The sequence below is a fragment of the Bacillus sp. AFS088145 genome (genome assembly GCF_002564465.1).
Lineage (GTDB): Bacteria > Bacillota > Bacilli > Bacillales > Bacillaceae_G > Gottfriedia.
The window spans coordinates 84,870-107,103 of sequence record NZ_NUUX01000010.1 but is presented as its reverse complement, the minus strand read 5'-3'; the positions used below and the strand labels follow the sequence as shown (position 1 = coordinate 107,103).

Annotated in this window: 25 protein-coding genes and 2 riboswitches; of the genes, 5 read left to right on the top strand and 20 right to left on the bottom strand. The window is 36.2% G+C overall.

Features of this window, described 5'->3' with window-relative positions; genetic code table 11:
* Window positions 1-11 precede the first annotated feature (11 nt).
* The 11 genes from COI44_RS07625 to COI44_RS07575 all read right to left on the bottom strand — a co-directional run bounded on the left by COI44_RS07625 (window position 12) and on the right by COI44_RS07575 (window position 11,105).
* Window positions 12-1,133 carry a cobalt-precorrin 5A hydrolase gene (locus tag COI44_RS07625; RefSeq protein ID WP_098427388.1) on the bottom strand — a complete coding sequence of 374 codons (1,122 nt, stop codon included), beginning with the start codon at window positions 1,131-1,133 and terminating at the stop codon, window positions 12-14.
* A complete protein-coding gene (gene cobM / locus COI44_RS07620) occupies window positions 1,133-1,906 on the bottom strand; it encodes a precorrin-4 C(11)-methyltransferase (RefSeq protein ID WP_098427387.1) in 774 nt (257 codons plus the stop codon). The genes COI44_RS07625 and cobM overlap by 1 nt, the downstream gene beginning before the upstream one ends.
* Window positions 1,903-2,604: a precorrin-2 C(20)-methyltransferase gene (cobI, locus tag COI44_RS07615; protein WP_056465461.1), complete on the bottom strand. Its 702-nt coding sequence runs from the start codon at window positions 2,602-2,604 to the stop codon at window positions 1,903-1,905. The genes cobM and cobI overlap by 4 nt, the downstream gene beginning before the upstream one ends.
* Before the next feature lie 2 nt (window positions 2,605-2,606).
* The gene (gene cbiE, locus COI44_RS07610) at window positions 2,607-3,797 is read right to left on the bottom strand and encodes a precorrin-6y C5,15-methyltransferase (decarboxylating) subunit CbiE (protein WP_098427488.1); all 1,191 of its coding nucleotides are present in this window, start codon (window positions 3,795-3,797) and stop codon (window positions 2,607-2,609) included.
* A 1-nt stretch (window position 3,798) separates the two neighbouring features.
* Window positions 3,799-4,902: a cobalt-precorrin-5B (C(1))-methyltransferase gene (locus COI44_RS07605; RefSeq protein ID WP_098427386.1), complete on the bottom strand. Its 1,104-nt coding sequence runs from the start codon at window positions 4,900-4,902 to the stop codon at window positions 3,799-3,801.
* 3 nt (window positions 4,903-4,905) lie between these two features.
* Window positions 4,906-5,553 (bottom strand): precorrin-8X methylmutase, encoded by a 648-nt coding sequence (locus COI44_RS07600; RefSeq protein WP_098427385.1) that lies wholly within the window; start codon window positions 5,551-5,553, stop codon window positions 4,906-4,908.
* Window positions 5,554-6,366, bottom strand: a complete 813-nt coding sequence (gene cobK, locus COI44_RS07595; protein ID WP_098427384.1) for a precorrin-6A reductase — start codon at window positions 6,364-6,366, stop codon at window positions 5,554-5,556.
* Window positions 6,363-7,271, bottom strand: a complete 909-nt coding sequence (locus tag COI44_RS07590) for a sirohydrochlorin chelatase (RefSeq protein WP_098427383.1) — start codon at window positions 7,269-7,271, stop codon at window positions 6,363-6,365. Before COI44_RS07590 ends, cobK begins: the two co-directional genes overlap by 4 nt.
* Window positions 7,272-7,334: 63 nt before the next feature.
* On the bottom strand, window positions 7,335-8,960 hold the full coding sequence (gene cobJ / locus COI44_RS07585) for a precorrin-3B C(17)-methyltransferase (protein WP_098427382.1): 1,626 nt from the start codon (window positions 8,958-8,960) through the stop codon (window positions 7,335-7,337).
* Between the two features lie 53 nt (window positions 8,961-9,013).
* The gene (locus COI44_RS07580; RefSeq protein WP_098427381.1) at window positions 9,014-9,397 is read right to left on the bottom strand and encodes a (2Fe-2S) ferredoxin domain-containing protein; all 384 of its coding nucleotides are present in this window, start codon (window positions 9,395-9,397) and stop codon (window positions 9,014-9,016) included.
* A 128-nt stretch (window positions 9,398-9,525) separates the two neighbouring features.
* Window positions 9,526-9,709, bottom strand: a riboswitch (cobalamin riboswitch).
* Between the two features lie 175 nt (window positions 9,710-9,884).
* Window positions 9,885-10,071, bottom strand: a riboswitch (cobalamin riboswitch).
* A 374-nt stretch (window positions 10,072-10,445) separates the two neighbouring features.
* Window positions 10,446-11,105: a YneB family resolvase-like protein gene (locus COI44_RS07575; protein ID WP_098427380.1), complete on the bottom strand. Its 660-nt coding sequence runs from the start codon at window positions 11,103-11,105 to the stop codon at window positions 10,446-10,448.
* Between the two features lie 594 nt (window positions 11,106-11,699).
* On the opposite strand from COI44_RS07575, the gene lexA reads away from it, so the two are divergent.
* Both lexA and COI44_RS07565 read left to right on the top strand, forming a co-directional pair.
* Entirely contained in the window at window positions 11,700-12,347 is a 648-nt protein-coding gene (gene lexA / locus COI44_RS07570) for a transcriptional repressor LexA (RefSeq protein ID WP_056476647.1), read from the top strand.
* A gap of 105 nt (window positions 12,348-12,452) precedes the next feature.
* Window positions 12,453-13,079, top strand: a complete 627-nt coding sequence (locus tag COI44_RS07565; protein WP_098427379.1) for a GyrI-like domain-containing protein — start codon at window positions 12,453-12,455, stop codon at window positions 13,077-13,079.
* 114 nt (window positions 13,080-13,193) lie between these two features.
* Here COI44_RS07565 and COI44_RS07560 read toward each other — a convergent pair whose 3' ends face one another.
* The 3 genes from COI44_RS07560 to COI44_RS24375 form a co-directional block, all read right to left on the bottom strand.
* Window positions 13,194-13,634 carry a hypothetical protein gene (locus COI44_RS07560; protein ID WP_098427378.1) on the bottom strand — a complete coding sequence of 147 codons (441 nt, stop codon included), beginning with the start codon at window positions 13,632-13,634 and terminating at the stop codon, window positions 13,194-13,196.
* Between the two features lie 360 nt (window positions 13,635-13,994).
* Window positions 13,995-14,411 carry a GNAT family N-acetyltransferase gene (locus COI44_RS07555; protein ID WP_098427377.1) on the bottom strand — a complete coding sequence of 139 codons (417 nt, stop codon included), beginning with the start codon at window positions 14,409-14,411 and terminating at the stop codon, window positions 13,995-13,997.
* A 133-nt stretch (window positions 14,412-14,544) separates the two neighbouring features.
* Window positions 14,545-15,186: a glucosaminidase domain-containing protein gene (locus tag COI44_RS24375; protein ID WP_098427376.1), complete on the bottom strand. Its 642-nt coding sequence runs from the start codon at window positions 15,184-15,186 to the stop codon at window positions 14,545-14,547.
* Window positions 15,187-15,382: 196 nt separating this feature from the next.
* Between COI44_RS24375 and COI44_RS07545 the strand changes: the two genes are divergently transcribed.
* Window positions 15,383-15,718, top strand: coding sequence for a L,D-transpeptidase (locus COI44_RS07545; protein ID WP_098427375.1), 336 nt, complete (start codon window positions 15,383-15,385; stop codon window positions 15,716-15,718).
* A 117-nt stretch (window positions 15,719-15,835) separates the two neighbouring features.
* On the opposite strand, the gene COI44_RS07540 is transcribed toward COI44_RS07545, so the two are convergent.
* Together COI44_RS07540 and COI44_RS07535 are read right to left on the bottom strand one after the other, a co-directional pair.
* Window positions 15,836-17,107 (bottom strand): sensor histidine kinase, encoded by a 1,272-nt coding sequence (locus tag COI44_RS07540; protein WP_179887040.1) that lies wholly within the window; start codon window positions 17,105-17,107, stop codon window positions 15,836-15,838.
* Between the two features lie 110 nt (window positions 17,108-17,217).
* Window positions 17,218-17,862, bottom strand: coding sequence for a response regulator transcription factor (locus COI44_RS07535; RefSeq protein WP_098427373.1), 645 nt, complete (start codon window positions 17,860-17,862; stop codon window positions 17,218-17,220).
* A 171-nt stretch (window positions 17,863-18,033) separates the two neighbouring features.
* Here COI44_RS07535 and COI44_RS07530 point away from each other — a divergent pair, with 171 nt between their 5' ends.
* Together COI44_RS07530 and COI44_RS07525 are read left to right on the top strand one after the other, a co-directional pair.
* A complete protein-coding gene (locus COI44_RS07530; protein ID WP_098427372.1) occupies window positions 18,034-18,903 on the top strand; it encodes a metallophosphoesterase in 870 nt (289 codons plus the stop codon).
* A gap of 499 nt (window positions 18,904-19,402) precedes the next feature.
* The gene (locus COI44_RS07525) at window positions 19,403-20,170 is read left to right on the top strand and encodes a divergent polysaccharide deacetylase family protein (RefSeq protein ID WP_098427371.1); all 768 of its coding nucleotides are present in this window, start codon (window positions 19,403-19,405) and stop codon (window positions 20,168-20,170) included.
* A 33-nt stretch (window positions 20,171-20,203) separates the two neighbouring features.
* Here the strand turns inward: COI44_RS07525 and COI44_RS07520 are convergent, their stop codons facing one another.
* The 4 genes from COI44_RS07520 to COI44_RS07505 all read right to left on the bottom strand — a co-directional run bounded on the left by COI44_RS07520 (window position 20,204) and on the right by COI44_RS07505 (window position 22,197).
* A complete protein-coding gene (locus COI44_RS07520; protein WP_098427370.1) occupies window positions 20,204-20,755 on the bottom strand; it encodes a shikimate kinase in 552 nt (183 codons plus the stop codon).
* 176 nt (window positions 20,756-20,931) lie between these two features.
* On the bottom strand, window positions 20,932-21,303 hold the full coding sequence (locus COI44_RS07515; protein ID WP_098427369.1) for an iron chaperone: 372 nt from the start codon (window positions 21,301-21,303) through the stop codon (window positions 20,932-20,934).
* Window positions 21,304-21,466: 163 nt separating this feature from the next.
* Window positions 21,467-21,742: a DUF4190 domain-containing protein gene (locus COI44_RS07510; protein WP_098427368.1), complete on the bottom strand. Its 276-nt coding sequence runs from the start codon at window positions 21,740-21,742 to the stop codon at window positions 21,467-21,469.
* A 218-nt stretch (window positions 21,743-21,960) separates the two neighbouring features.
* Window positions 21,961-22,197, bottom strand: coding sequence for a hypothetical protein (locus COI44_RS07505; RefSeq protein ID WP_098427367.1), 237 nt, complete (start codon window positions 22,195-22,197; stop codon window positions 21,961-21,963).
* Window positions 22,198-22,234: the final 37 nt, after the last annotated feature.

Sequence of the window (22,234 nt, the reverse complement as noted above, 5' to 3'; positions counted from 1 at the left end):
TCCCTCCTCTCTCAATAGGGTATCACCGCTACTGAAATGGTAACATTACCTGATTTCTTCTTTATCAACGTTAGATGTTCCGCTGCGCTGTACAATAAAGCAGCCGGCTCACTGACGCCGTATGCACCGGTAAATTTAAAGACTGTTTCAGAAGGGTTCTGAAGTTTAATCGAATTCAATTCAGCTGGGGTGTAAAAAATAAACTCCCAGTGGTTTTTTTTCGCTACTTCAAGCAGTCCCGCCTCATCCTTTTTTAGATCAATCGTGCAAATCGCTTTGACACTTTTTTTTGAAAACCCTAATTCTTCAAGCGTTTCGTCGATTACTGCTTCGATTTCCGCTGCAGTGGTCCCACGGTTGCAACCCAATCCAAGGACGATCACCTTTGGTCGATATAAAACACCATTCTGTAAAATCTCCGTTTCTTCTTCGGATAAATTCCGGTGGGTTACTACTAAGGCAGCATCTGGCTTTGTGGCCAGCGCTTCTTGGATCGATGAATACGGCTGAATATTTCCTGGTAGCGGTCGGTCATATGACCACCAGTCTTTTTCACCTGACTCCTGAACCACGGCGATTTTTTCTTCGTTCACAACCGAAGCGCTAACGGGCGTCAACTTATCAGCCGAGTCCCAAATCCAGCCAAATCGTTTCCCGAACAAATCAACCGCAATCGTTTCCTGTACATCAGAAGCTGTGGTAATAATGGGACGGGCCTGTAGAGAGGCCGCCACTTCTTTCGTTAGTTCATTTGCACCACCGATATGGCCTGACAGCACGCTGATCACATGTTCGCCCTTATCATCGATAACGACAACCGCAGGATCTGTTTTTTTATCCTTTAAAATAGGTGCAATCATTCGTACCACGGCTCCAAGGGAAATGATAATTATCAGCCCCTTATAGGCCTCGAAAAGAGAGGGCAGAAGAAGGCGAACGCTCCCGGTAAATAACTGGATGTCCTTGTTCCTCTCATCTCCTTTTTCAAACTTCGCCATATAGTACACATCGGCATTTTGAAACGAATGTCCCAGCTTACGGGCCAGTTCGACCCCATGCTTTGTAATGGCGACAACCGCATAGTCCCCCTTCTGCTGGATGACCGCCCTTTGCGCTTCTTGGAGCTCGATCATTACGATTCCACCCCCTTGCGGAATCCGTGTGTAAACGTTTTGTCATACAGCTTGGAACGATAATCTTGTTCGTGGATGTTTTCATCTAGCGCCCATCCGGCTAAAATCATCGCCTGTTTACGAATTCCGTTTACCCTCATATCCTCGTCCAAGTGTTCTAGTGTGGTCCGGACAATTTTTTGATCCGGCCACGACGCTTTATAAACAACTGCAACAGGAGTATCCTTTCTCCAGCCTGCCCCGGTCAATTCCTTGACAAGTTTCTTCGTTAACGTCGCACTTAAGAAAAGCGAAATCGTGCAATGATGTTTTGCTAAATCTGCTAGCTTTTCAAATTCTGGCACAGGTGTCCTACCCTCGGCTCTTGTCAGGATCACTGTTTGGGTTAAATCAGGAATCGTCAGCTCAGCTTGAGCGGCCGCGGCTGCCGCAAACACAGAGCTCACACCTGGAACAATCTCTATTTCGATTCCTCTTTTCTTTAACAAGACGATTTGTTCCATAATTGCCCCATAGACAGCCGGATCGCCCGTGTGTACACGAACAACCTTTTTCCCTTGCAGGATTCGTTCAGCCATGACGTCAACCATTTCTTCTAAGTGCATCCCGGCGGTTTTCAATATTTCGGCGGAAGGTTTTGCTTTTGCAATTAAGTCTTCATTTACAAGAGAATCCGCATATAGAATAACATCTGCCTCCTGAAGATGCTGAAGACCTTTTACCGTGATTAAATCAGGATCGCCCGGTCCGGCACCAATGATATAAAGCTTCATTTTCTCACCACCATTAGTGTTAAATATTCAAGCTCAGCTCCTTCGAGCTCATCTGCCCTCCAAATAATTTCTTCATCAGATGTTACCTTTGTGACGACTGAAGCCTTGTCAAGCAAATCTAAATCTCGTAATACTTCTAGCATTAAATCAATCACTTTCGCTACTTTTATAAAAATGACACAATCATTGTCTTGAATGACTTTTTTCATGGTTTCATAGTCATCCCGTGCTGGAACAATCGCCACATGCTCATCCCCATCTGCCAATGGAATTCCCAGCCTAGAAGCCGCCCCATTGATGGACGAAATCCCCGGAACAACTTCAATCGGAACCTGCGGATACTTCTGCTGCATCAAACGCATCATATGAATAAAAGTGCTGTATAAAAGAGGGTCCCCTTCAGTTACAAAAGCAACATCCTTTCCCTCCTGCAGCTTCGCCCATACATTTTCCACGGTTTCCGTCCATTTTCTTTCTAATGTGGCTGGATCCTTTGTCATTGGAAAAACAAGGCCCAGCATTTCTTTTTCGTTCGATTGAAAATAAACATCAATGATTCGATGGGCATAACTTTTGCTGCCCTTTTGTTTTTTCGGATAGGCAATCACTGGTGATTCCTTTAATTTACGAAACGCCTTAACGGTAATGAGCTCTGGATCCCCTGGGCCAACCCCAAGGCCGTATAATGTACCTAACATGTTTACTCCCCTTCCTTGCGCCATGCTTCGATTATGTAAATCGGATTTAATGCATCAAATCTTGTCAAATTCAAAATGGGCTTACTTCTGGATATTTGAGCAAGAGTAATGTTCGTCTCATATCCCCGCTCTTTAAACACAAGCATCGCTTCTGATAGATTTTCAATTGTGACGGCATTTAAGACAATGCGTCCACAAGCTTTCAAGCGGCTACAGCAAATATCCAAAATGTCTTCCATCCCACCTGCCGTCCCGCCAATAAATACCGCATCCGGATCCGGGAAGGTTTCTAGTCCCTCTGGTGCTTTCCCATGGACGAGTGTTGCATCCACACGAAACTTTGCTAAATTTTGCTTACAGTTTTCTAAGTCGCCCTCGTTCTTTTCGATGGCAAACACTTGTCCTTCCCTGGCGATTTTCGCAGCCTCAATCGCAACAGAACCTGTGCATGTCCCAATATCCCAAACCGTGCTATCTTCTTTTAACCTTAGGCCACTAATGCTTAGTGTGCGAATTTCTTTTTTTGTAATTAAGCCCTTATCTGGTTTACGCTGTAAAAATTCCGAATCGTCAATGCCAATCGGCCAATGTGGGCTTTCCCCCTTTTTCTTAAGAATTACTACATTTAGCGGTGAAAACTCCTCATCTTTCATTTCAGCAAGGGGAAACCAGCGGCATCGTTCCTTATCACCGCCAAGGTTCTCGCCAACAAACGCCTCATATTCAGTCATGCCAAAGGAAAGTAAATACTGAGCGATTTTATTTGGGGAATTTTCTGTGTCGGTTAAGATTGCGATTGTTTTTTTCCCATCGACTCGCTGTGCCAGCCCTTTTATACTCCTACCGTGAACACTAGTAAAATAAGCATCCTGCCATCTTTCTTTCATTCTGGCAAAAGCAAGCTGGATTGAACTTATATATGGATAAATATCCAAATCGATTTTAGAAGATAAATAGCTTCCAATTCCATAGAATAACGGGTCTCCTGAAGCTAGAATCACTACGTTTCTAGTCTCCGACTGCAACCGTTCCACTAGGGAATAAAGCCCACCTTCAATCGGCATTTTTTCGCCGGCGAATTCAGAAAAAAAAGCAAGCTGTCTTTTTCCTCCTATTAATAGTTCACTTTCATTAATCCACTTTTCGTACATCGGGAGTAGGCTGACTTTCCCTTCGTCCCCAATGCCGATCATTTTAATTGATGCCACTCTTTCGCACCGCCTTTCCTAACAATTGCCCCTTCATGGTATAAAGGGTCGTATCTATGTCGATCCCACCATCGACTTCCTTTAACGCAGCGACGCAGCAATAGTCGCTAAGCATTTCGAAAAAGGATAGGTGGCCCTGTGCTGTCATCAAATCACCAACCTGTGATGCCGTATTGGCAGTTCGAATTTCCTCGACCAGGGTAGCATCAGCACCGGTACGACTTGCCACCTCAGCTAAAAAATCAAAATCTATCGGGGCACTTTTTGAGTGGACCATCATGATCCCCATAGCCACTTTTGAGAATTTCCCCATCATGCCGACCATCGAAACTCTCTTTACCTCTTGCTTCTTGCATTGTTTAAGGGTAAACCCCACAAAGTCACCCATTTCGATAAAAGCTTCTTCAGACAGCTCGGGGAATTGCTTCATGGCATTTTTCTCGCTCCGCCCGCCTGTTGTAATGACAACGTGCTCGCAGCCACTTGCCCGGGCAACACTAATTGCCTGGATGATACTGGCTTTATACGCGGCTGTGGAAAAAGGAACGACAATCCCGCGGGTACCGAGAATAGAAATCCCGCCAATGATTCCTAAGCGTCCATTGAGTGTTTTTTTAGCGATTTCTTCACCCGCTGGTACGGAAATGACGATTTTAATGCCTCTTGTAATCCCGAATTCTTTTAATATCCCTTCGGCTGTCTCCTGGATCATCCTGCGGGGAACGGGGTTAATCGCGGCCTCGCCGACAGGAACGGGCAAGCCGTCCTTCGTAACGCGGCCAACTCCAATTCCACCATCAAGCACAATGCCTGGTTCATCGAGCCATGACACAGTGGAAACAATCAAGGCCCCATGGGTTGCATCTGGGTCATCCCCCGCGTCTTTTATCGTACTGGCGGTAGCCATTTGTTCCGTTACTTCACAGCTTTCTACCTGGAAGGTTGCAAACCGCTTAACGGGCAAGTATATCGTTGATTCTGTTTGCGGTTCACCGGTAATTAATGCCGTCAGCGCTGCTTTGGTGGTTGCTGTTGCACAAGCCCCAGTCGTATATCCTTCCCGCAGCTTTCCTTTTGGTACTTCCTGCATGGGTTATCCCCGTTCAGCCATAATGGAAATGGCATTTAATGCAGCAACGGTCACTGTACTGCCACCTTTCCGGCCAATATTGGTGATGAATGGGATATCGAGCTTAGCTAGTTCTTCTTTTGACTCAGCCGCAGAAACAAACCCAACAGGCAATCCAATGACAAGACCAGGTTTTGCTTCTCCTTCTTTAATCAGACGGATAAGTTCGAGTAAGGCAGTTGGGGCATTCCCAATGGCAAAAATACCGCCATCTGCTTCTTTGATCGCCTTCCGCATCGAAATAATCGCCCTTGTTGTATTCAGCCGTTTGGCTTCCTGGATGACATCTGGATCGGAAATATAGACTTTGATTTCTCCTCCGAATTTTTGAATTCTCGCTTTATTTGCCCCACTTTGAATCATTTGAACATCCGCAACTACCATTTTCCCGCTCCGAATCGCCCGAATACCGGACTGAATAGCGTCAGGATGGAAGAGGACGCTTTGCCCAAGTTCAAAATCAGCGGATGCATGGATGATACGCTGGACAATTGGATACTGTTCCTCGGTGAAAGGGTGCTCACCAATTTCTTCATTAATCATTTCAAAACTTCTACCTTCAATCTGTTCCGGTTGGACGGTTAACGGTTTAAATTCGGTACGAAAATCCATTTATCTCACTCCTGTATTAAAATGATTGTTCTGTTGTGACGTTGGTGTGGAACCAATCTTTTTATTTATTTCTGCGATGACATCGATAAAATTAGCATAGACGGTGCCATAATTCAGTTTCGGGCGGCCAATAAGGATAACCTCAATCCCCAGTTCCTTGGCGGCTTCCACCTTTTCATCGACCGATCCAACTTTCCCACTCTCTTTAGTCACCATTAAGCTCACCCCATATTGCTTATATAGGGCTTTGTCGAACTCTTTTGAAAATGGGCCCTGGATTGCAATAATATTTTTCTGCGGCAGCCCTAGTTGCTCACATTTTTCCATATTATCCACACGAGGCAGCATCCTGGCGATTAAGCGAATGTCCGGGTTACCTAATAGTTTTTCTGTGAAAATTTGAAGCGTCTTGCTACCTGTCGTCAACATCACCACACCTTTATTGGTCAATGCAAGCTCTGCAGCTTCCTTGTAGCTTTCGACGACTTTCATTTTGTCATATTGGAATTTTTGTGACTCCCGTTCATACCTAACATAGGGGATTCCCGCCTTTTCGGCAGCCTTGATTGCGTTTTTGGAAGCTTCTTCAGCAAACGGATGACTGGCATCGACAACCGCTAGAATTCCATTTGTGTCAATCACCCCCACCATGTCTGCATCCGTTAATCTTCCTACTTGAACACGTATCCCTGACTCCCTTAATTCAACTGCTGCATTTTCTGTGACTACTGAGGCCAGGAGATCGAAGCCTTCATTTTTTATTTCTAAAGCAAGGGCTCTTGCATCACTTGTTCCGGCTAACACGAAGATCATCCTCTATCTCCAGCCTTTTGAACCGCATGTTCGTGATCATGGTGATGGTCATGGCCATGATGATGATCGTGGTCGTGATCATGGTGGTGGTGATGATTGATATGTTCCATCACATTAAGACGGTATTGGCAAGTATCGCAGTTCATCTTCACCTCATCACGTAGGGCTTCTTCCACCCGATCGATTAAAATCGTCTGTAATTTTGGATGATAACCAAAATAGTCAGCCAACTGAATTTCAACCGCGGAATATTGATTTTGAATAGGAACCATCATATCTTCTAAGCGTTTAATTAGGATGCCGGTGAATAAAAAGTAAGGCAGGATTACTACTTTTTTTGCTCCAAGCTTAATACAGCGCTCAATCCCTTCGTTCACTAAGGGATTGGTCACCCCCATAAAAGCAGGTTCGACGATTTTATAGTTTGTTTTTTCCCATAGTAATCTAGCAATTTTATATAAATCACTATTCGCATCGGGATCGCTTCCGCCCCGTCCTAACAAAAGGACAGCCGTATTGTCTTCGATGGATTCTACATTCTCGCCAATTTCCATTAATCTAGTTTTTAGAATTTCAAATGTTTCCTCATGAACACCAATTGGCCGGCCATAAGTAAATTGAACAAGTGGATATTTATTCTTTGCCTCATCAATAGCTGCTGGAATATGAATTTTTGAGTGTCCTGCCTGTAAGAGCATGATCGGAATCACGACAATATGGTCGGCCCCTTTCTCCACACATAGATCGATGCCTTGATTCACTGTTGGTCGTTCAAATTCTAAAAAACACGTCTCGACCAGAAAAGAACCTTCCCAAGTCTTTCTCATCTCGCGGATGAACTCACGAACCTGCTGATTTCCCTCTTGATCTTTACTTCCATGCCCCACAAATAAAATTGCTCTCAAAATATTTCCTCCCCTTTGTTTGTAAATTTCTTACCTTCCAATTACCGCTTAGTCTTCTCTCCTTTATTCCCCGCAAACAGCCGCTTCGATTTTAAGGTTTGGTGTGATATCCTGGTACACAAAACCTTGAACCTCTTTGACCCGTTTAAAAAATTTATAGAAACGTTCATTTGGATAGGCCTTTTGTTGGTACTCTTGAACAATCCCCTCTATGACCCCGACAATTTTGTCCGGTGCGATTCCTTCAGCTACGATTTGGCCAGGATGTGCGGTTCTTCCAGCTGTCTTGGCTCCTAAAAATAAATCAAACGCTCCCTTACGATAGACAATGCCAATATCTTCTTTTACGGCTCCATAACAGGCCATGCCGCAGCCATTCACACCTAGTTTCAATTCTTTTGGGAGTTCAATGCCGCCAAGCTTTTCTTGAAGCTCATCGGCAAAAGGGATGGAATCCTTCTTTTCTCCGTCACAAAAATCACAAGCTTTTACGGTTAATACGTCGCCAACAGGAGCAATCAAAAAGTTGGCTGCCGTTAGTTTCTCAATAATCTCATCAGGCTTAGAGGTTAAAATTTGCAGCTTCATAAAATGGTCTTGTGTGTATTCCATGACTCCTTCTTCTCCGACAATTTCGGAAAGAATGACCATCTGAACCGCGGTAAATTTTTTATTGGCGACACCAGGGCTGACAGCTACCTCAAAAATAGATTGAAAGTCTTGCTTCACAATTAAATCTTGGGTTTTTCCATAGGACTCACCAAGGACCATTTGCAAGGCTTCCTCAGCCAACTCTCTTGGCGACTCTTTCACTGAGGTTGGGGTGACTAGTTTCTTGTTTAGCTGCGTTACATCTTCCATTTGCTCTAGTGCCCATGGTTCAGCCTCCTTTTGCAGACGCTGATGCGGTTTCAACGGCTGAATTGCCTGATTTAATGTATACTTCCGCTGATAACCGCGCGGCGTAATCATCAATCCATCGTAGAAAAATGTTGAAGAGTTGCCAATTAAAACGGTGGTTAACATGCCAATTTCATGTTCTAACATCTCTTGCAAATTGGTTAAGACGATCTTTTGACTATCACGAAATGCACTCTTTACCAATCCTACAGGGGTGTCTGGCGAGCGATATTTTAATAGAATTTTTTGTGCTTCCATGATCTGCCGTGTTCTTCTTCCGCTTTTTGGATTATATAGGGCAATCACAAAATCAGCTTGACCGGCTGCATCGATTCGTTTCTCGATCAAGCTCCAAGGTGTTAAATGGTCACTTAAACTAATCGTACAGGCATCATGCATGACCGGCGCTCCTAATAAAGCAGCACAGGAATTGATGGCAGAAATGCCAGGGATCACCTCAACTTTTACCCCTGAGTCTTTTTTCCAGCCTTTTTCAATTAGCACTTCGTAAACAAGTCCTGCCATTCCATATACACCGGCATCACCGCTCGAAATGACAGCTACCGTGTAACCGAGCTCAGCTTGTTTTACAGCCTCCTGGGCACGGCTCACTTCTTCTGTCATTCCTGTACTGATGATTTGCTTTCCAGCTATTAATCCCTTGATTAAATCAACGTAGGTTTTGTAGCCAATGATGATATTACTTTCTTGGATGGCTTCCTTTGCTCGTCCGGTAATATGTTTTTCATCACCAGGGCCAAAACCTATAATCAATAATTTGCCTTTCACTCTATTACGCCACCTTCCACAATTTCAAACTAGTATCCAGTTACTATCCGCTGTTAAATGTTTTCTTTAACCGCTTTTTGTACTCCTTCGATGCATTCCGACCCTTCTGGATGTATGAATCCAGCTTCGGAATATTGATAGATCGAATGCTCTTGAAGGCAATGACCTTCCGCCAGATGATGCTTTACAATCGTAGTTCCCACTTCTGGGGTTACGTTTTTATACCAAGTCCCTGATGGATAGACGATGGCAACGGGAGCATCCTTACATCTCCCATTACATCTCGTTCTTGTTGTATGTATGATTGGATCTAAGCTTAAATTGGTGATTTCATTCCGGATCGCTTGTGTCGCTTCCTCCCCACCCTTTCTCATACAGCTGCTGCCGTTACAAATTAAAACATGGTGTTTCGTCCCTTGTAAATTCCAAGTAGTCATGTCACACACTCCTTTTAGTTTTTTTCAAAAAAAAAGCACCCCTATGGAAATAGGGGTGCAGAATAATATACACACAAAAAAATAGCGATGTAAGTTCAGCACTTCTACCTATGTTCCCGTAGGTTGATTAAAGCTATTAGGTATAGGCAGGTCTCCTGACTTAGGTTCATCATTCTATTGCGTCTTCCCGAATTACTTCAGTGACATCTGCAATGAACTCCCCCTTACAGTGGCGGGTACCGTGACGGATTTAAACCGTACTTCCCTATTAAGCACTAATTTTCAAAGTGCACCAATCCTAATCTATTCAATTTTTAAAAGACTTGTTTCTTCTAGGGCATACTATAAGAATTAAAAATGATTTAGAATCATTAAAACGAAAAAATCCGTTCAACATAAGTTGAACGGATAAAACGTCAGCACAAAGAAAGTAAATAAATCATCCTTTTTGTCCAAACGTTTCATCTTCTCAACCCCCGAAGAAATCGAAACTTTAAAAGCTAAGACAGGTCTCCTGACTTGTGTATCTTCCTACTTTAGACCCTTCCCGTAACGTCCATATAAACGTTTCAGTGGTTTGTCTATTTCGTCCACACTTACAGTTGCGGGGACAGTTCTGGTATTGCTCCAGATTCCCTATTAAGCCCTAAGGCATCTTAACTACTTGTTAACAAATTAGTATTTAATTTATTAGATATTAATATACTAGTCTATCAGATTTAATATATCAAGAGTTTATTAAACTACTTATTAGAATATTTTTTCAATTAATACTATAAACTATCTCTTCAATTCTTCTACAAATGAATCTTAGAAAAGTAATATGAACGACATGTGAACATCCAATTGCAATAAATTTACAATAATCAAAAAATAAAAAAACTGACCCTTAACTTATAAAATATAGGGTCCATTCTAAGAAGTTATCGTCAACAATTATTAAGCATTAAAAGAACTATATCATTTTAAAAGCCTATTTATGTATTTCTTTTTGATTATTAGAAAAAGCTAACTGATATACTTTTAAATTACAACGTCTAAATTTTCTTTAATTCTTAATAGAATCCTGATTTAGTTCATCGAAATATTCTTTATACCTTCTATGAACAGTAGCCCTACTTACTTCATAACCTAAACCTCGTAATGTAGCTGCTATTTCATGAAAAGTAAGTTTCTTGTTTCTAAGATTTATTATTTCTTCCACAGGCAGTTCTTTTTTTTCCCTACCTCCTAAATGATTATTTGATATATTCTTGTGAGGTTGAAAACCATTCTCGACAGCTCTGCGCATCCCCCTGCTTATTTTATAATTAGCAATTCTTCGTTGAAACTCTTCTACTGTACTTAATATTTCCAAGACCATTAAATCCGCATCCGATAAAGAAATCTCCCCATGATCTTGTATTGTAAAAACTTTTATTGCCATTTTGCGTAATTCATGAATAAGTGCAATTTTCGAATGTCCCCTTCCTAATCGGGTATCGTCTTGTATAAGTAAGATCTCAGCCTGCTTATCCTTAAATATTGCTAAAGCTTCAATAATTCCTTCCCGTTCTATGTCAAAGCCACTATGTCTTTCTTCAATTATCTTAATCACTTCAAGTTTATTAATATTTGCTAATTTTTCTAGTTCTTCCCTTTGTCTTTTTAATGAAGTATCTTGTGTATTTTTTTCTGTACTAACTCGGCAATATATAACTGCTTTCATATTTTCTCCTCCTCTTAATCTACGAATCTGACTTAATCAATTTGTGATAGTAATTTAAAAAATTAATTGTATAAATTATAAACAACACCACTAAATTAAACTGATTCTTAATGTATTTAATAGATTTTCTACAAATATTTAAGTTTTTTATTCGCGCGATTCTCTTCGTCATATGAATTTTCCGTTGATATTCCTCGACAGTACTTAAAATATCTAAAACCATTTAATCACTTTCACTTAATTGAAACTGACCATTTTGAGAAGATGTAAATAATCTAACACCTTCTTCCTTTAAAAATGTATCTTCCTACCCACTGGCCTGTTCGCCTATTGTTTCTAGAATACACATTCCCATCCGCTCACCTAATTCGGTTAGTTCACTTATTTGTCTATGTAATGATGTTTATTTTGAATCCTTTGCTGTACTTACTCTCGCGTAAATTATTGCATTCATTAACTGTTCCCTCCATACGAACACGAAAACTACTTTAATAAAAAATAGAACTAACGTTTGTATATCATATCCTATCATGATATAATGAAAAAAATAAAGAGGAACGTATTATCTACTTTATAGGTAAGGGGGAAATTCGAATGAACAAACTATCGAAAAGGCAAGCAGAAATTTTAGCTTATATTAAAGACGAAGTAAAAATTAAAGGTTATCCACCTTCAGTTCGAGAGATTGCTGAGGCTGTTGGTTTAGCTTCAAGCTCTACAGTACATGGTCATTTAGAGAGACTAGAACAAAAAGGCTATATTCGAAGAGACCCTACGAAACCGCGTGCAATAGAGATTCTTGGCGATACAGCAACGGTTGTGAATGAAGTACAAGCATCATACAGTGAAATCTATAACGATATTATTAACATTCCCGTAATCGGTAAAGTAACTGCAGGTATTCCAATTACTGCAGTCGAAAACGTAGAAGAATATTTCCCTTTACCGACATCTGTCGCTCCATCTAACGAACAAGTTTTTATGCTACGTGTAGAGGGAGATAGTATGATCAATGCTGGTATTATGAATGGCGATCTTGTAATCGTTAAAAAGCAATTCACTGCTGAAAATGGCGAAATTGTTGTTGCCATGACTGAAGATAGTGAAGCTACTGTAAAGCGCTTCTATAAAGAAAGCGACCATTTTAGACTTCAACCTGAAAATGATGCACTGTTTCCTATTCTATTAAAACAAGTATCAATTTTAGGAAAAGTAATAGGAGTCTATCGTACATATCATTAAACCTTTTAAAAGCAATGACATATTTATGTGATTGCTTTTTGTTTTTAACAAGCATAGTCACAACAAAATAAACCAAACTGACTTATTATTAAGGGAGTTTTTTTAGTGAGTAAACTTGAGTGGAGAAAAAGTTTAAAAGAAATTTATTTACCAAAAAGTAAGCCTAGTAAAATTAACATACCAACCTTTAAATATATAACGATTGAAGGCAAAGGCAATCCAAATAATGAATTATTTAAAGAAAATATCGAAGCACTTTATTCTTTAGCATATGCCATTAAAATGTTGCCCAAAAAAGGCATTGTTCCAGAAGGTTATTTTGACTACACAGTCTTCCCTCTTGAAGGTGTTTGGGATTTAGATGAAGAAGGTCGAAAACTAGACTATTTAAATAAAGAACATCTTCTTTATAAATTAATGATTAGACAACCCGAATTTGTTACAGAAGATTTAACATACATCATTTTAGATCAACTTAAACAAAAAAAGAAAAATCCATTAATAGCAAACGTAAAACTCGAATCAATTACAGAAGGCTTATGTGTACAAACCATGCACATCGGAAGTTATGATGACGAGCCAAGAACTTTTAAATTAATGGAAGAGTTCTGTATGGCGAATAATCTACAAAGAATTCAAACAACACATAAAGAAATCTATATTTCTGACGCAAGAAAAACTCAACCTGATAAATTGAAAACTGTTTTAAGGTTTCAAGTGACAGAACTATAACAAATTAAAAGAGCTTGGAATTTCCAAGCTCTTTAGTGTGGTTGAAATATGATACATAAACTCCATTTACGAAAATTTGAACATTAATTTTTTCATCAACGTGAAGAGCTTCTATCATTCACTATAACTCTCAAAATTCTTCTCTAAATCATCTCTAAACGCAATTGCTAAATAATTATCGATTATATTTCTAGTAATAGGTGATTGAAATACTTGACTCTTGTATGCCCCACCATCATATTCAATTATATCAATCTTATTTTCAACCTGTTCATTTTGCACTTCATCAAAATATTTAATACTAACTACTACCCCAGCGTCATCAATCGTAATTAATAACTCTCTTTGATTTAATAAGACCTCAATAACATGATCTTTATCAATCATAATATCAAACTCACCATTCGAAACTTCAATTTCCTTTTTTAAAGACTCCTTTAAATCAACAAAATATGATTCAAATTTTTCACACATCTTACTGTAAGCCATATTTTCTGTAACAGTTTCTTTATATATTGCTTTTGTTTTTAAGATGAATTCCCTTTTAAAATCCATATTTCCACTCCTTGTAGTGATATAATTGGAGCATTTATATATTATTACTATTCATCATGCATTGAAAAATAGAATAACAGGAAGAATGTATTTAAAAATTTTTTATATCGATTAGCCTAAAGTAACAAATCAATCAATCCATCAGGACTTTTTACACACTCTTTCGTAATTATTGTGAATAATAGTAAACGTTTTCAATTTAACTATGAAAAGATAGGATTATTTCGAACATAGTTTGAGAACCGGTTGAGAGTAAATTTATATAGTATTGAAGATGGGTATTTGGGAGTGGCTAATGATAATTGGGGTAATAAAAATATTTTTATTCTTCTTCAAAAAATAAATTACCAAAAATATCGTTTAATCTATTAATTTAACATAAATAATTTCAGGATCTCCTTTATCCAAATTATCGATAAATCCACTTTCAATATATCCTAGAGATTGAAATACTTTTTGCATTGAGCTATTAGATTTGTTAGTAGATGAAAATAATTTCTTTTCTGAAAAAACCTCAACATATTTAATGAGATTTTTTGCTATACCAAGCCTCCTCGTTTCTGGTGGGACAATTATTAATTCAATAAATAAATGGCCAAAGAAAAATTTATGATAAATCATAAAACCTACTATCCTATTATTCATTTCACATACAATGCATCGATTTTCTTCAATTGATCGTTTAATTTGATGTTCCCTAATTCGACTTTCAATAATTTGAGAATCTAGAATTACGATTGATTCACAATCATTCTTTACCGCATTTCTAATTGCCACTTTCGTTCTCCTTTTCTTAAATGGTTATAGTTAACTTTCTATAAAATGCTTTCAAACCCTCTTATGTAGTAGGTTAAAATTAAAAAACCTGTATTTAAAATCATACAGGTGATTTAATAAATGATTAAATATCTTATAGATTTGTTGGATTGAAAAGTTTGCTCCATGTTTTTACCCCAACAATTCCATCAACTACTAAATCATTTTTTCTTTGAAATTCTTTAACCGCTTTTTCGGTTAAAATCCCGAAAATCCCATCCACTTTGACGCCTATTTTTTCTTGAATTTTCTTTACTTGCACTCCCCTTGATCCTTTTTTTAGGATTCCTTTATAAGGATATAACTCAATTTGAATAATCCTTTTATATAATTCATTTTTAATATTTGCATTATTAACTGAGATGAGCACATCTGCATAATTAGGAGCTACTGCCCAACCTGCCTCAGCGATCGCTTTAAACTGTTCATTAGCAGTTTCGAATGTTTTAACTTTACTGTACCGCGGATTACTCAAAATAAAATCAACATAGCCCTGAACTGGATCATTATATTTTATATAATACCCACCTTCATTTTTAGGTCTAGCTGTTCCCCTACTACTAAGAGGTAAGCCTGGATACCATGTTTGACCTGCGATATTGTTATTTTTCTTAAAATTTTTAGACGTAAAATGTGCTGTTTCTACTTGCCATTGAGTATAAATTACTTCGGGTAGCCAGCCAATTTTCTTTGAAACTTCTTGGGCATATTGGAAATATTTAATTGTATTAGACACTATAGACTAATCCTCTCCTTAAAGTGCTTGTCCTATAGAGTATTCATTTGCTCCAAACTTGGTACTAAGGAAATAGTAAAAAAGTAATAGAAACCTACTATTTTTTCTATTTAAAATTCATATTTCTAATACTCCTCTTGTATTTAACAACTATTAAACTTTCTTCATACGATAGTTAAAAACTGGAGCTGATAAAATGACTAATTGGATCTACATTTCTACATCAAACCGCCAACTAAAACTTTTCGACGGCAACAATCTGCTAAAAACTTACCCCATCGGTGTAGGAAAAATGCTTACTCCTACTCCTACAGGCACTTATACAATTATTAATAAAGATCCAAATCCTGGAGGACCTTTTGGAGTACTATGGATGGGACTTTCAGCTCCACATTACGGAATTCATGGAACTGATAATCCTGCAACAATTGGTCACTTTGTTTCACATGGTTGTATTCGAATGTACAATCAGGATGTTCTTGAATTATCTTCAATGGTTCCAATTGGTACAGGTGTAGTTATTCATCAATAAATGTAAATGGATTTTTCATAGCTTAATAGGTACTTCTATGTAAATAAATTTACATTCCCATCATGCTGCTTCTTGGCTTGAAAGTTTTCACTAATAAAAATCTTAAAAACCCTTACTTTACTGTAAGGGTTTTGGAAAATGGATTGAAAATTGAATGTTTCCATCTATTAATTTCACATCATGTTTTAACTGGTGACGGGTTAAAATGGATTTTACAATCGCTAGACCTAAGCCTGTACCTGTTAAATGTTTATTTCGGGAAGCCTCCATAACATAAAACGGTTCCCAGATTTGCTTAATTTGAGTAGAATTTTTAAGATTTGTTTCATTTTTAAGTATGAATACAATTTCCTTATTTTCCTCGTAAATCTTAATGTTAATTTCCGGATTTTTTGTATATTTAATTGCATTACTAATTAAATTATTAATTACTTTCTCCATTTGGTCGCGATCTACTTCAATATTTAGTTGGTTCGTTCTAATATATTCTCTTGTTAAAATGATATTATTTTGATTTAATTCGATTTCAAAGTTTTCCAAAGTAGATTCAAGAAGCTTAATTAAGTCAAGTTGCTCTAGATGTAATATTTCACGTTCAATTCTTGATAACTCTAATAATTTATCGATTAATCGGTTTATTTGATCTGTTTGCTTAATGATTGTATCAACATAGGTTCCATCATCTATTCCGTCTTTAATGCCTGCAGAATAAGCTTTGATTAAAGCCAGCGGAGTTTTAAGTTCATGAGAAATATCTGATATGAATGTTTTTAAATTTGTATTCCGTTGATTTAAATCATCATGGGCAATCCTCAATTTGTCACTCATTTCATTAATACTTTTCGCAAGTTCTTCGATTTCATCATTTGTTGAAATTTTTGCCTTTTTAAATTCTAATTGAGCGATTTCTTTAGAAATATCTTTTAATTCTTTTAATGGATCTGTTATTTTTTTTGACCAAATCCAAACCATTAAAATCAACATTAAAATCAAGAAAATCATAATATAAATAGTAAACTTATTAACGATTTGAACAGCATCACTTAAATATACAATAGAGACACCGACTACAATAAATACATTATCCTTTTGAATAAAATCGACTAAAAAACTAGATTTCAATTTACCTTGATCATAGATTTTACTAATTCTTTTACCACTTTTTACTTGGTTTAATGTTTGTTCTGTAACCCAAAATTTATTTAAAGTTACTCTTTTATGATATAAATTATCTCTTAATAAACCATTAAACTGGTCTAAATTTGTTTGAATTGGTTCATAAGCGATTGTTACATTATTTTTTTGTTCCAAATGATTAATTGACTGTTTAAACTCAGCCATTGGCATCTTGTTTATCGCTGTTGAAAGGTCATGTACTCTATTTTTCATCTGAAATAAATAATATTTAGGTAATAAAAACGAATTGATAATTAGATAAAAAATAAAAACAAAAAGAATACATACGGTAATTGTTATCGATATTTTTCTTCCTAATCGATTCATTTTTCTTTTATAAGACTGTATCCTAAACCTCGATGTGTTTGAATAAGATCTTCTCCTATTTTTTCTCTTAATCTTCTTATATGGGTATCCACCGTTCGATCATCTCCATCGTAATCAATACCCCATACATTAACTAATAAATCCTCACGTGATAAAATATTTCCGCGATTACGAACAAAACAGCTTAATAAATCAATTTCCTTTTTCGTTAAATTTAAATTTCCCTCGTTTTTAAATGCTATTTTACCTTTAAAATCTACTTTTATATTACCAATTACAATATGATGCTCTTCTTTTAATAATTTTTTAGCTCTAGTAATTAGGACACCCGGATGAAATGGCTTTCGTACATAATCGTCAGCACCTAGTATTAGAGCTTGTAATTCGTCTTCATCATCACTTTTAGCTGTTAGCATTAATACTTTTGTTTCACCATTTGTCTTTATTTCTTTACACACATTAATTCCACTATTTAAAGGCATCATCCAATCTAAAATAGCTAAATCAATTTTTTCACTATAAAAGATTTCGATAGCTTGTTCTCCATCTTCCGCTAAAAAAACGTTATATCCTTCCCTTTGGAAATATGCTTGTAAGATCTTTAACATATCTTTTTCGTCATCTGCGATTAAAATATTGATTTTTAATTCCTCCGTTCATTATGTTATTTTGTCACGTTCATGTAACAAAAGGAGCTTATACTGTTCTAGGGGAGTGAAAACATGAGGATAATTGAAATTTTAGTCAGTGCTCTATTTATTTTATTTACAATCTTAATTGTATCAATTCATTCATAAAGGCAGGTTATAGACATGAAATATACCATAATACGAAGGATCGTTAGAAGATTAATAGTTTTTACGTTGATATTATTAATTTTCCCTATTTTTTTATATAGTTATTCAAAAAGTATTGAACCAAAAATGATAGATGTAAATCAAATAACGATCTCATCAAATTCCGTTTCAAAACAGATGGAAGGAATGAAAATTGTTCAATTTAGTGATACTCATATCGGTGCTCATTATACATTAAAGCAATTAAATAATGTTGTCGATCAAATTAATAAAGAAAACCCTGATTTAATTGTGTTTACTGGTGATTTAATTGATAATAGCGCTTTATACAATAAATTAGATCAAATCCCTGCTGTACTTCAACAATTAAAAGCAAAATATGGTAAATATGCTATTTACGGTAATCATGACGTTGGAGGAGCAGGGAAGAAAATCTCATCTTCTGTTTTCATAAAATCTGGTTTTACAGTTTTAGAAAATGAACAAAAAGAAATTGTCTTAAAAGATTACAGTAAACTTAATATTATTGGTTTGGATGACTATCTTTTAGGAAGACCAAACCCCGCTGAAGCATTTAAAAATATACAAAAAAACGCTTTTAATCTCTTACTAGTCCATGAACCTGATGTGGCAGATCGACTTAAAGAGTATCCAATAGACTTACAACTTTCTGGTCATAGTCATGGTGGACAAGTTAAACTTCCATTTCACGAAGCAATTTATACTCCGCCATTAGCAACTATTTATACTGAAGGGTTATTTAAAATAAACCATCATATAAAACCTATGAACTTATATGTTAATCGGGGTATAGGAACAACAAGGCTTCCGTTTCGATTTTTTAGTGTACCAGAAATTTCAGTTTTTACTTTAACGAATAAATGACAAAACCCGCAAGGAAATATGAATTCCTTGCGGGTAAAAATAATCCTTTATAACCAATTTCACGAAAATTATCGTAAAGTATATGAATCATATTGCAATAAAGATGTTATGACATTGGACTAAAATCCTTCCAGGAAGTTTTATTGTATAGTATCGTGAATGAATAACCTAAAGAATAAAGAGGATTGAATTAGGTAGTATTCTAAATTAATCCTCTTAGAAATTGAAAAATGAACAAATCTAGGGCATTACATTCTCCAACAGAATTAAAGTTCCTTTTTTATAAAGCAAATCTGGAACTAAAATAAAAAAGTGTGAAGCAATAGGACTCATACTACTCAACTATTTCATTTAATTGAACTTTTATTTTTTATATGAGCACAAAATAACATTTAGTTGTATTTAAACATTTTAGTTTCTTTTCAATTTTTACGGTTATTTTCTTTATAATCACAGAAAATAGTAGAGCATAGTAATTAATGGAAAAGGAGATTTACCGATGAAGCTTTGGATTACTTCAATTTTCTCTATTTTAGTAGCTCTATCTACTACCTGCTCTTCAGTATTTGCTGAGCCTAATCATAAGCTTGCTATAGTGATTGATGATTTTGGTAATAACATGAAAGGAACGGACCAAATGCTTTCACTACCAATCCCATTAACAGTTGCAGTGATGCCTTTTTTACCTTCTACTAAAAAGGATGCTACTGTCGCCCACTCTAAAGGTTATGAAGTAATAGTTCATTTACCAATGGAACCAAGGAAAGGGAAAGCAAGTTGGTTAGGTCCAAATGCGATTAAGACCAACTTAAGTGATGACGAAATTCGAAGAAGGGTTCTAGCCGCTATTGATGACGTCCCATACGCAATAGGTATAAATAATCATATGGGTTCAAAAGCAACTTCCGATGAGAGAGTAATGCGCATTGTCTTAACTGCTTGTAAAGAAAAGGGCCTATTTTTTTTCGATAGTAAGACGAACTATCGGAGCGTAGTTACTAAAATTGCAGATGAGATAGGCGTGCCGGTCATTGAAAACAAGTTATTTTTCGATGATTTATACACCTATAAACATATAGAAAAGCAAACTCGATTACTATTAGAAAAAGTAAGAGTCGAACCAACTATGATTGCGATTGGACATGTTGGCGAACCAGGAGAAATTACTTCAAATGTAATAAAGGAATACATACCTAAAATTAAAGAAGAAGCTAAATTTGTATTTTTATCAGAATTAGTAGAAAACCTTCCGATCCCATTACATTAAGATCTTGCTGCTAGATACAAAAATTAGGAACCGCTATTTTGCGATTCCTATATTTTTTGATCTGTGTTCGTTAAAATAATCTTCAATCTCACTTTTATTATTAACGACTAATATTTTATCATTGTAATCTTTAAACATTTTAAAAAATGTTGGTTTCCCCACTTCTTCAAAATACTTATTCCATTTAAACATTTTGAAGAATATTTTAAGTGTCGGTTTATAATTTGACTTCTCTAATTTAAGTTTTTGTAAGAAATATCTTTTAATGATTCGGTAGGTTCTAACAGAATAGCGAGTATCTAAAAAAATAATCAAGTCTGCATTTTTAAAACTATTACCTACCCATTCTTCATTATGAACACCTTCAATAATCCATGTATCCGAACGAATGAGTGTATCTAAATAGCATTCTCTTTCTTGTTCGGAACGCCTAATATCTTCATGAACCTTTTGCCTTTTCCATACAACATTATCTAACTCATAATAAGGTATATTTAGCTTTGTTGACATTTGCCTTGCTAATGTCGTCTTACCACTTCCAACAGAACCAATGATATGGATTTTCTTTGGTACTCTTTTTTTCACTTAAATCACCACTTATCTTAAAACATTGATTCTATATTATTCGATTTAGTACTTAAAATGACCTTGTTTAAACTTAAATCTTTATGAATAAAAAATAGGAGCTGAATTAATCAGTTCCTATTTTTATTTAGTTCCGCTATTAATTTAATCTTTAACTATTTACTAAACAAAGATCATTATTTACGCCAAAAAGTCGTAAATTCTGCTTTATCTTGAATATTGAACTCAATCATTTTCTCAAGTAATTCATAATTAACCGGGACTTTCCAAGGAATACGAAACAATCCTTTTGTAGCACTATAACCAGCATTTGCAATTTCATCGGCAAATTGAACAATACCCTTTTCTTCAGGTGATACACTCATATGTTGCTTTGCAGTCGATATGCCAATAATGAATGTACCATGATTGGAAAACATAGGCGTATTCCATTTAATTTGCGGCTCTAGGCTAGGAAATTTATTCGAAATCCAATCCAAAATTTCAGCAGTCCGCTCACGGTGGTCTGGATGATCAATACCTGCTAAATATTCTGCAAAAACTTCCATGTCCGTCCCTCCTTAATCAAAAATTATGTAGATACGTAAAACTATAATTTAAACTATATACATTTAAATCCAAACAGTCAAAGTGGCATCAAAGTTTTATTATGATTAAAAGCTATTTATCTACTTTTTTTCATTCGATAACCCTTGTTCTATTTTGTTCTCATTAAAAAGTCATATTATCATTCATTGAAAAAAATGTAATAATTCCTAAAACTAAAATGATAATCAAAATTGCCTGTATGCAGATTCCAACAATACTGCAAACCCTTCCTGAAATCGCTAGACCTTTCCCTTTTTCATTCGAGCGATTAATTTCGGCAATACTTTTACTAGAAATAAATAAACCTATTATACCAAGTATAAACCCGATATAAGGAATGATGATCGATAATACGCCTAATGTTAATGAAGAAATAGATTTACTATTTGTTGTAACCACATCAAAACCCCCATGAATATAAAAATATGAATAAAATAACTTATAAGATTAATTCTAAACTTATGTAGCATTACATTAGAATTTATAATTCTATTATAATACTACACTAACAACTCCTATTTGTAATTTGGGGTAATTTCAGCAAATCTTTATAAAAAGTAAGACCCATTTTAAGAGTAAGAGTATATAACAAAAAAGGATCGAAATAAATTCCATCCTTAAATGTTTATTTCTTTTTCTCTCAAATAGTTTGCATAAGCTTCTTTTACCTTATCAGATTTCGGTACAATTGGAGCTACTTTTGAAAGTCTTTTGCTTAAATCGTTTAAAAGATATACTCCTCTAAACAAAGTACCAGCTAAAATTCCAAAACTTATAATGATACCAACATCTCCTATCATCAAAAGAATTATGCCTAAAATGGTTGCTAATACGATTGATAATAACAATTTCATAGGATTGCCCCTTCCCTAGTTTTTCTTATCATCTCAA

Excerpts from the sequence above, each read along its gene's own strand:
- COI44_RS07625 (WP_098427388.1), bottom strand. The coding sequence starts at position 1,133 with ATGATCGAGCTCCAAGAAGCGCAAAGGGCGGTCATCCAGCAGAAGGGG.
- cobM (WP_098427387.1), bottom strand. The coding sequence starts at position 1,906 with ATGAAGCTTTATATCATTGGTGCCGGACCGGGCGATCCTGATTTAATC.
- cobI (WP_056465461.1), bottom strand. The coding sequence starts at position 2,604 with ATGTTAGGTACATTATACGGCCTTGGGGTTGGCCCAGGGGATCCAGAG.
- cbiE (WP_098427488.1), bottom strand. The coding sequence starts at position 3,797 with ATGATCGGCATTGGGGACGAAGGGAAAGTCAGCCTACTCCCGATGTAC.
- COI44_RS07605 (WP_098427386.1), bottom strand. The coding sequence starts at position 4,902 with ATGCAGGAAGTACCAAAAGGAAAGCTGCGGGAAGGATATACGACTGGG.
- COI44_RS07600 (WP_098427385.1), bottom strand. The coding sequence starts at position 5,553 with ATGGATTTTCGTACCGAATTTAAACCGTTAACCGTCCAACCGGAACAG.
- cobK (WP_098427384.1), bottom strand. The coding sequence starts at position 6,366 with ATGATCTTCGTGTTAGCCGGAACAAGTGATGCAAGAGCCCTTGCTTTA.
- COI44_RS07580 (WP_098427381.1), bottom strand. The coding sequence starts at position 9,397 with ATGACTACTTGGAATTTACAAGGGACGAAACACCATGTTTTAATTTGT.
- COI44_RS07575 (WP_098427380.1), bottom strand. The coding sequence starts at position 11,105 with ATGAAAGCAGTTATATATTGCCGAGTTAGTACAGAAAAAAATACACAA.
- lexA (WP_056476647.1), top strand. The coding sequence starts at position 11,700 with ATGAACAAACTATCGAAAAGGCAAGCAGAAATTTTAGCTTATATTAAA.
- COI44_RS07560 (WP_098427378.1), bottom strand. The coding sequence starts at position 13,634 with ATGGATTTTAAAAGGGAATTCATCTTAAAAACAAAAGCAATATATAAA.
- COI44_RS07545 (WP_098427375.1), top strand. The coding sequence starts at position 15,383 with ATGACTAATTGGATCTACATTTCTACATCAAACCGCCAACTAAAACTT.
- COI44_RS07540 (WP_179887040.1), bottom strand. The coding sequence starts at position 17,107 with ATGAAAAATAGAGTACATGACCTTTCAACAGCGATAAACAAGATGCCA.
- COI44_RS07530 (WP_098427372.1), top strand. The coding sequence starts at position 18,034 with ATGAAATATACCATAATACGAAGGATCGTTAGAAGATTAATAGTTTTT.
- COI44_RS07525 (WP_098427371.1), top strand. The coding sequence starts at position 19,403 with ATGAAGCTTTGGATTACTTCAATTTTCTCTATTTTAGTAGCTCTATCT.
- COI44_RS07515 (WP_098427369.1), bottom strand. The coding sequence starts at position 21,303 with ATGGAAGTTTTTGCAGAATATTTAGCAGGTATTGATCATCCAGACCAC.
- COI44_RS07505 (WP_098427367.1), bottom strand. The coding sequence starts at position 22,197 with ATGAAATTGTTATTATCAATCGTATTAGCAACCATTTTAGGCATAATT.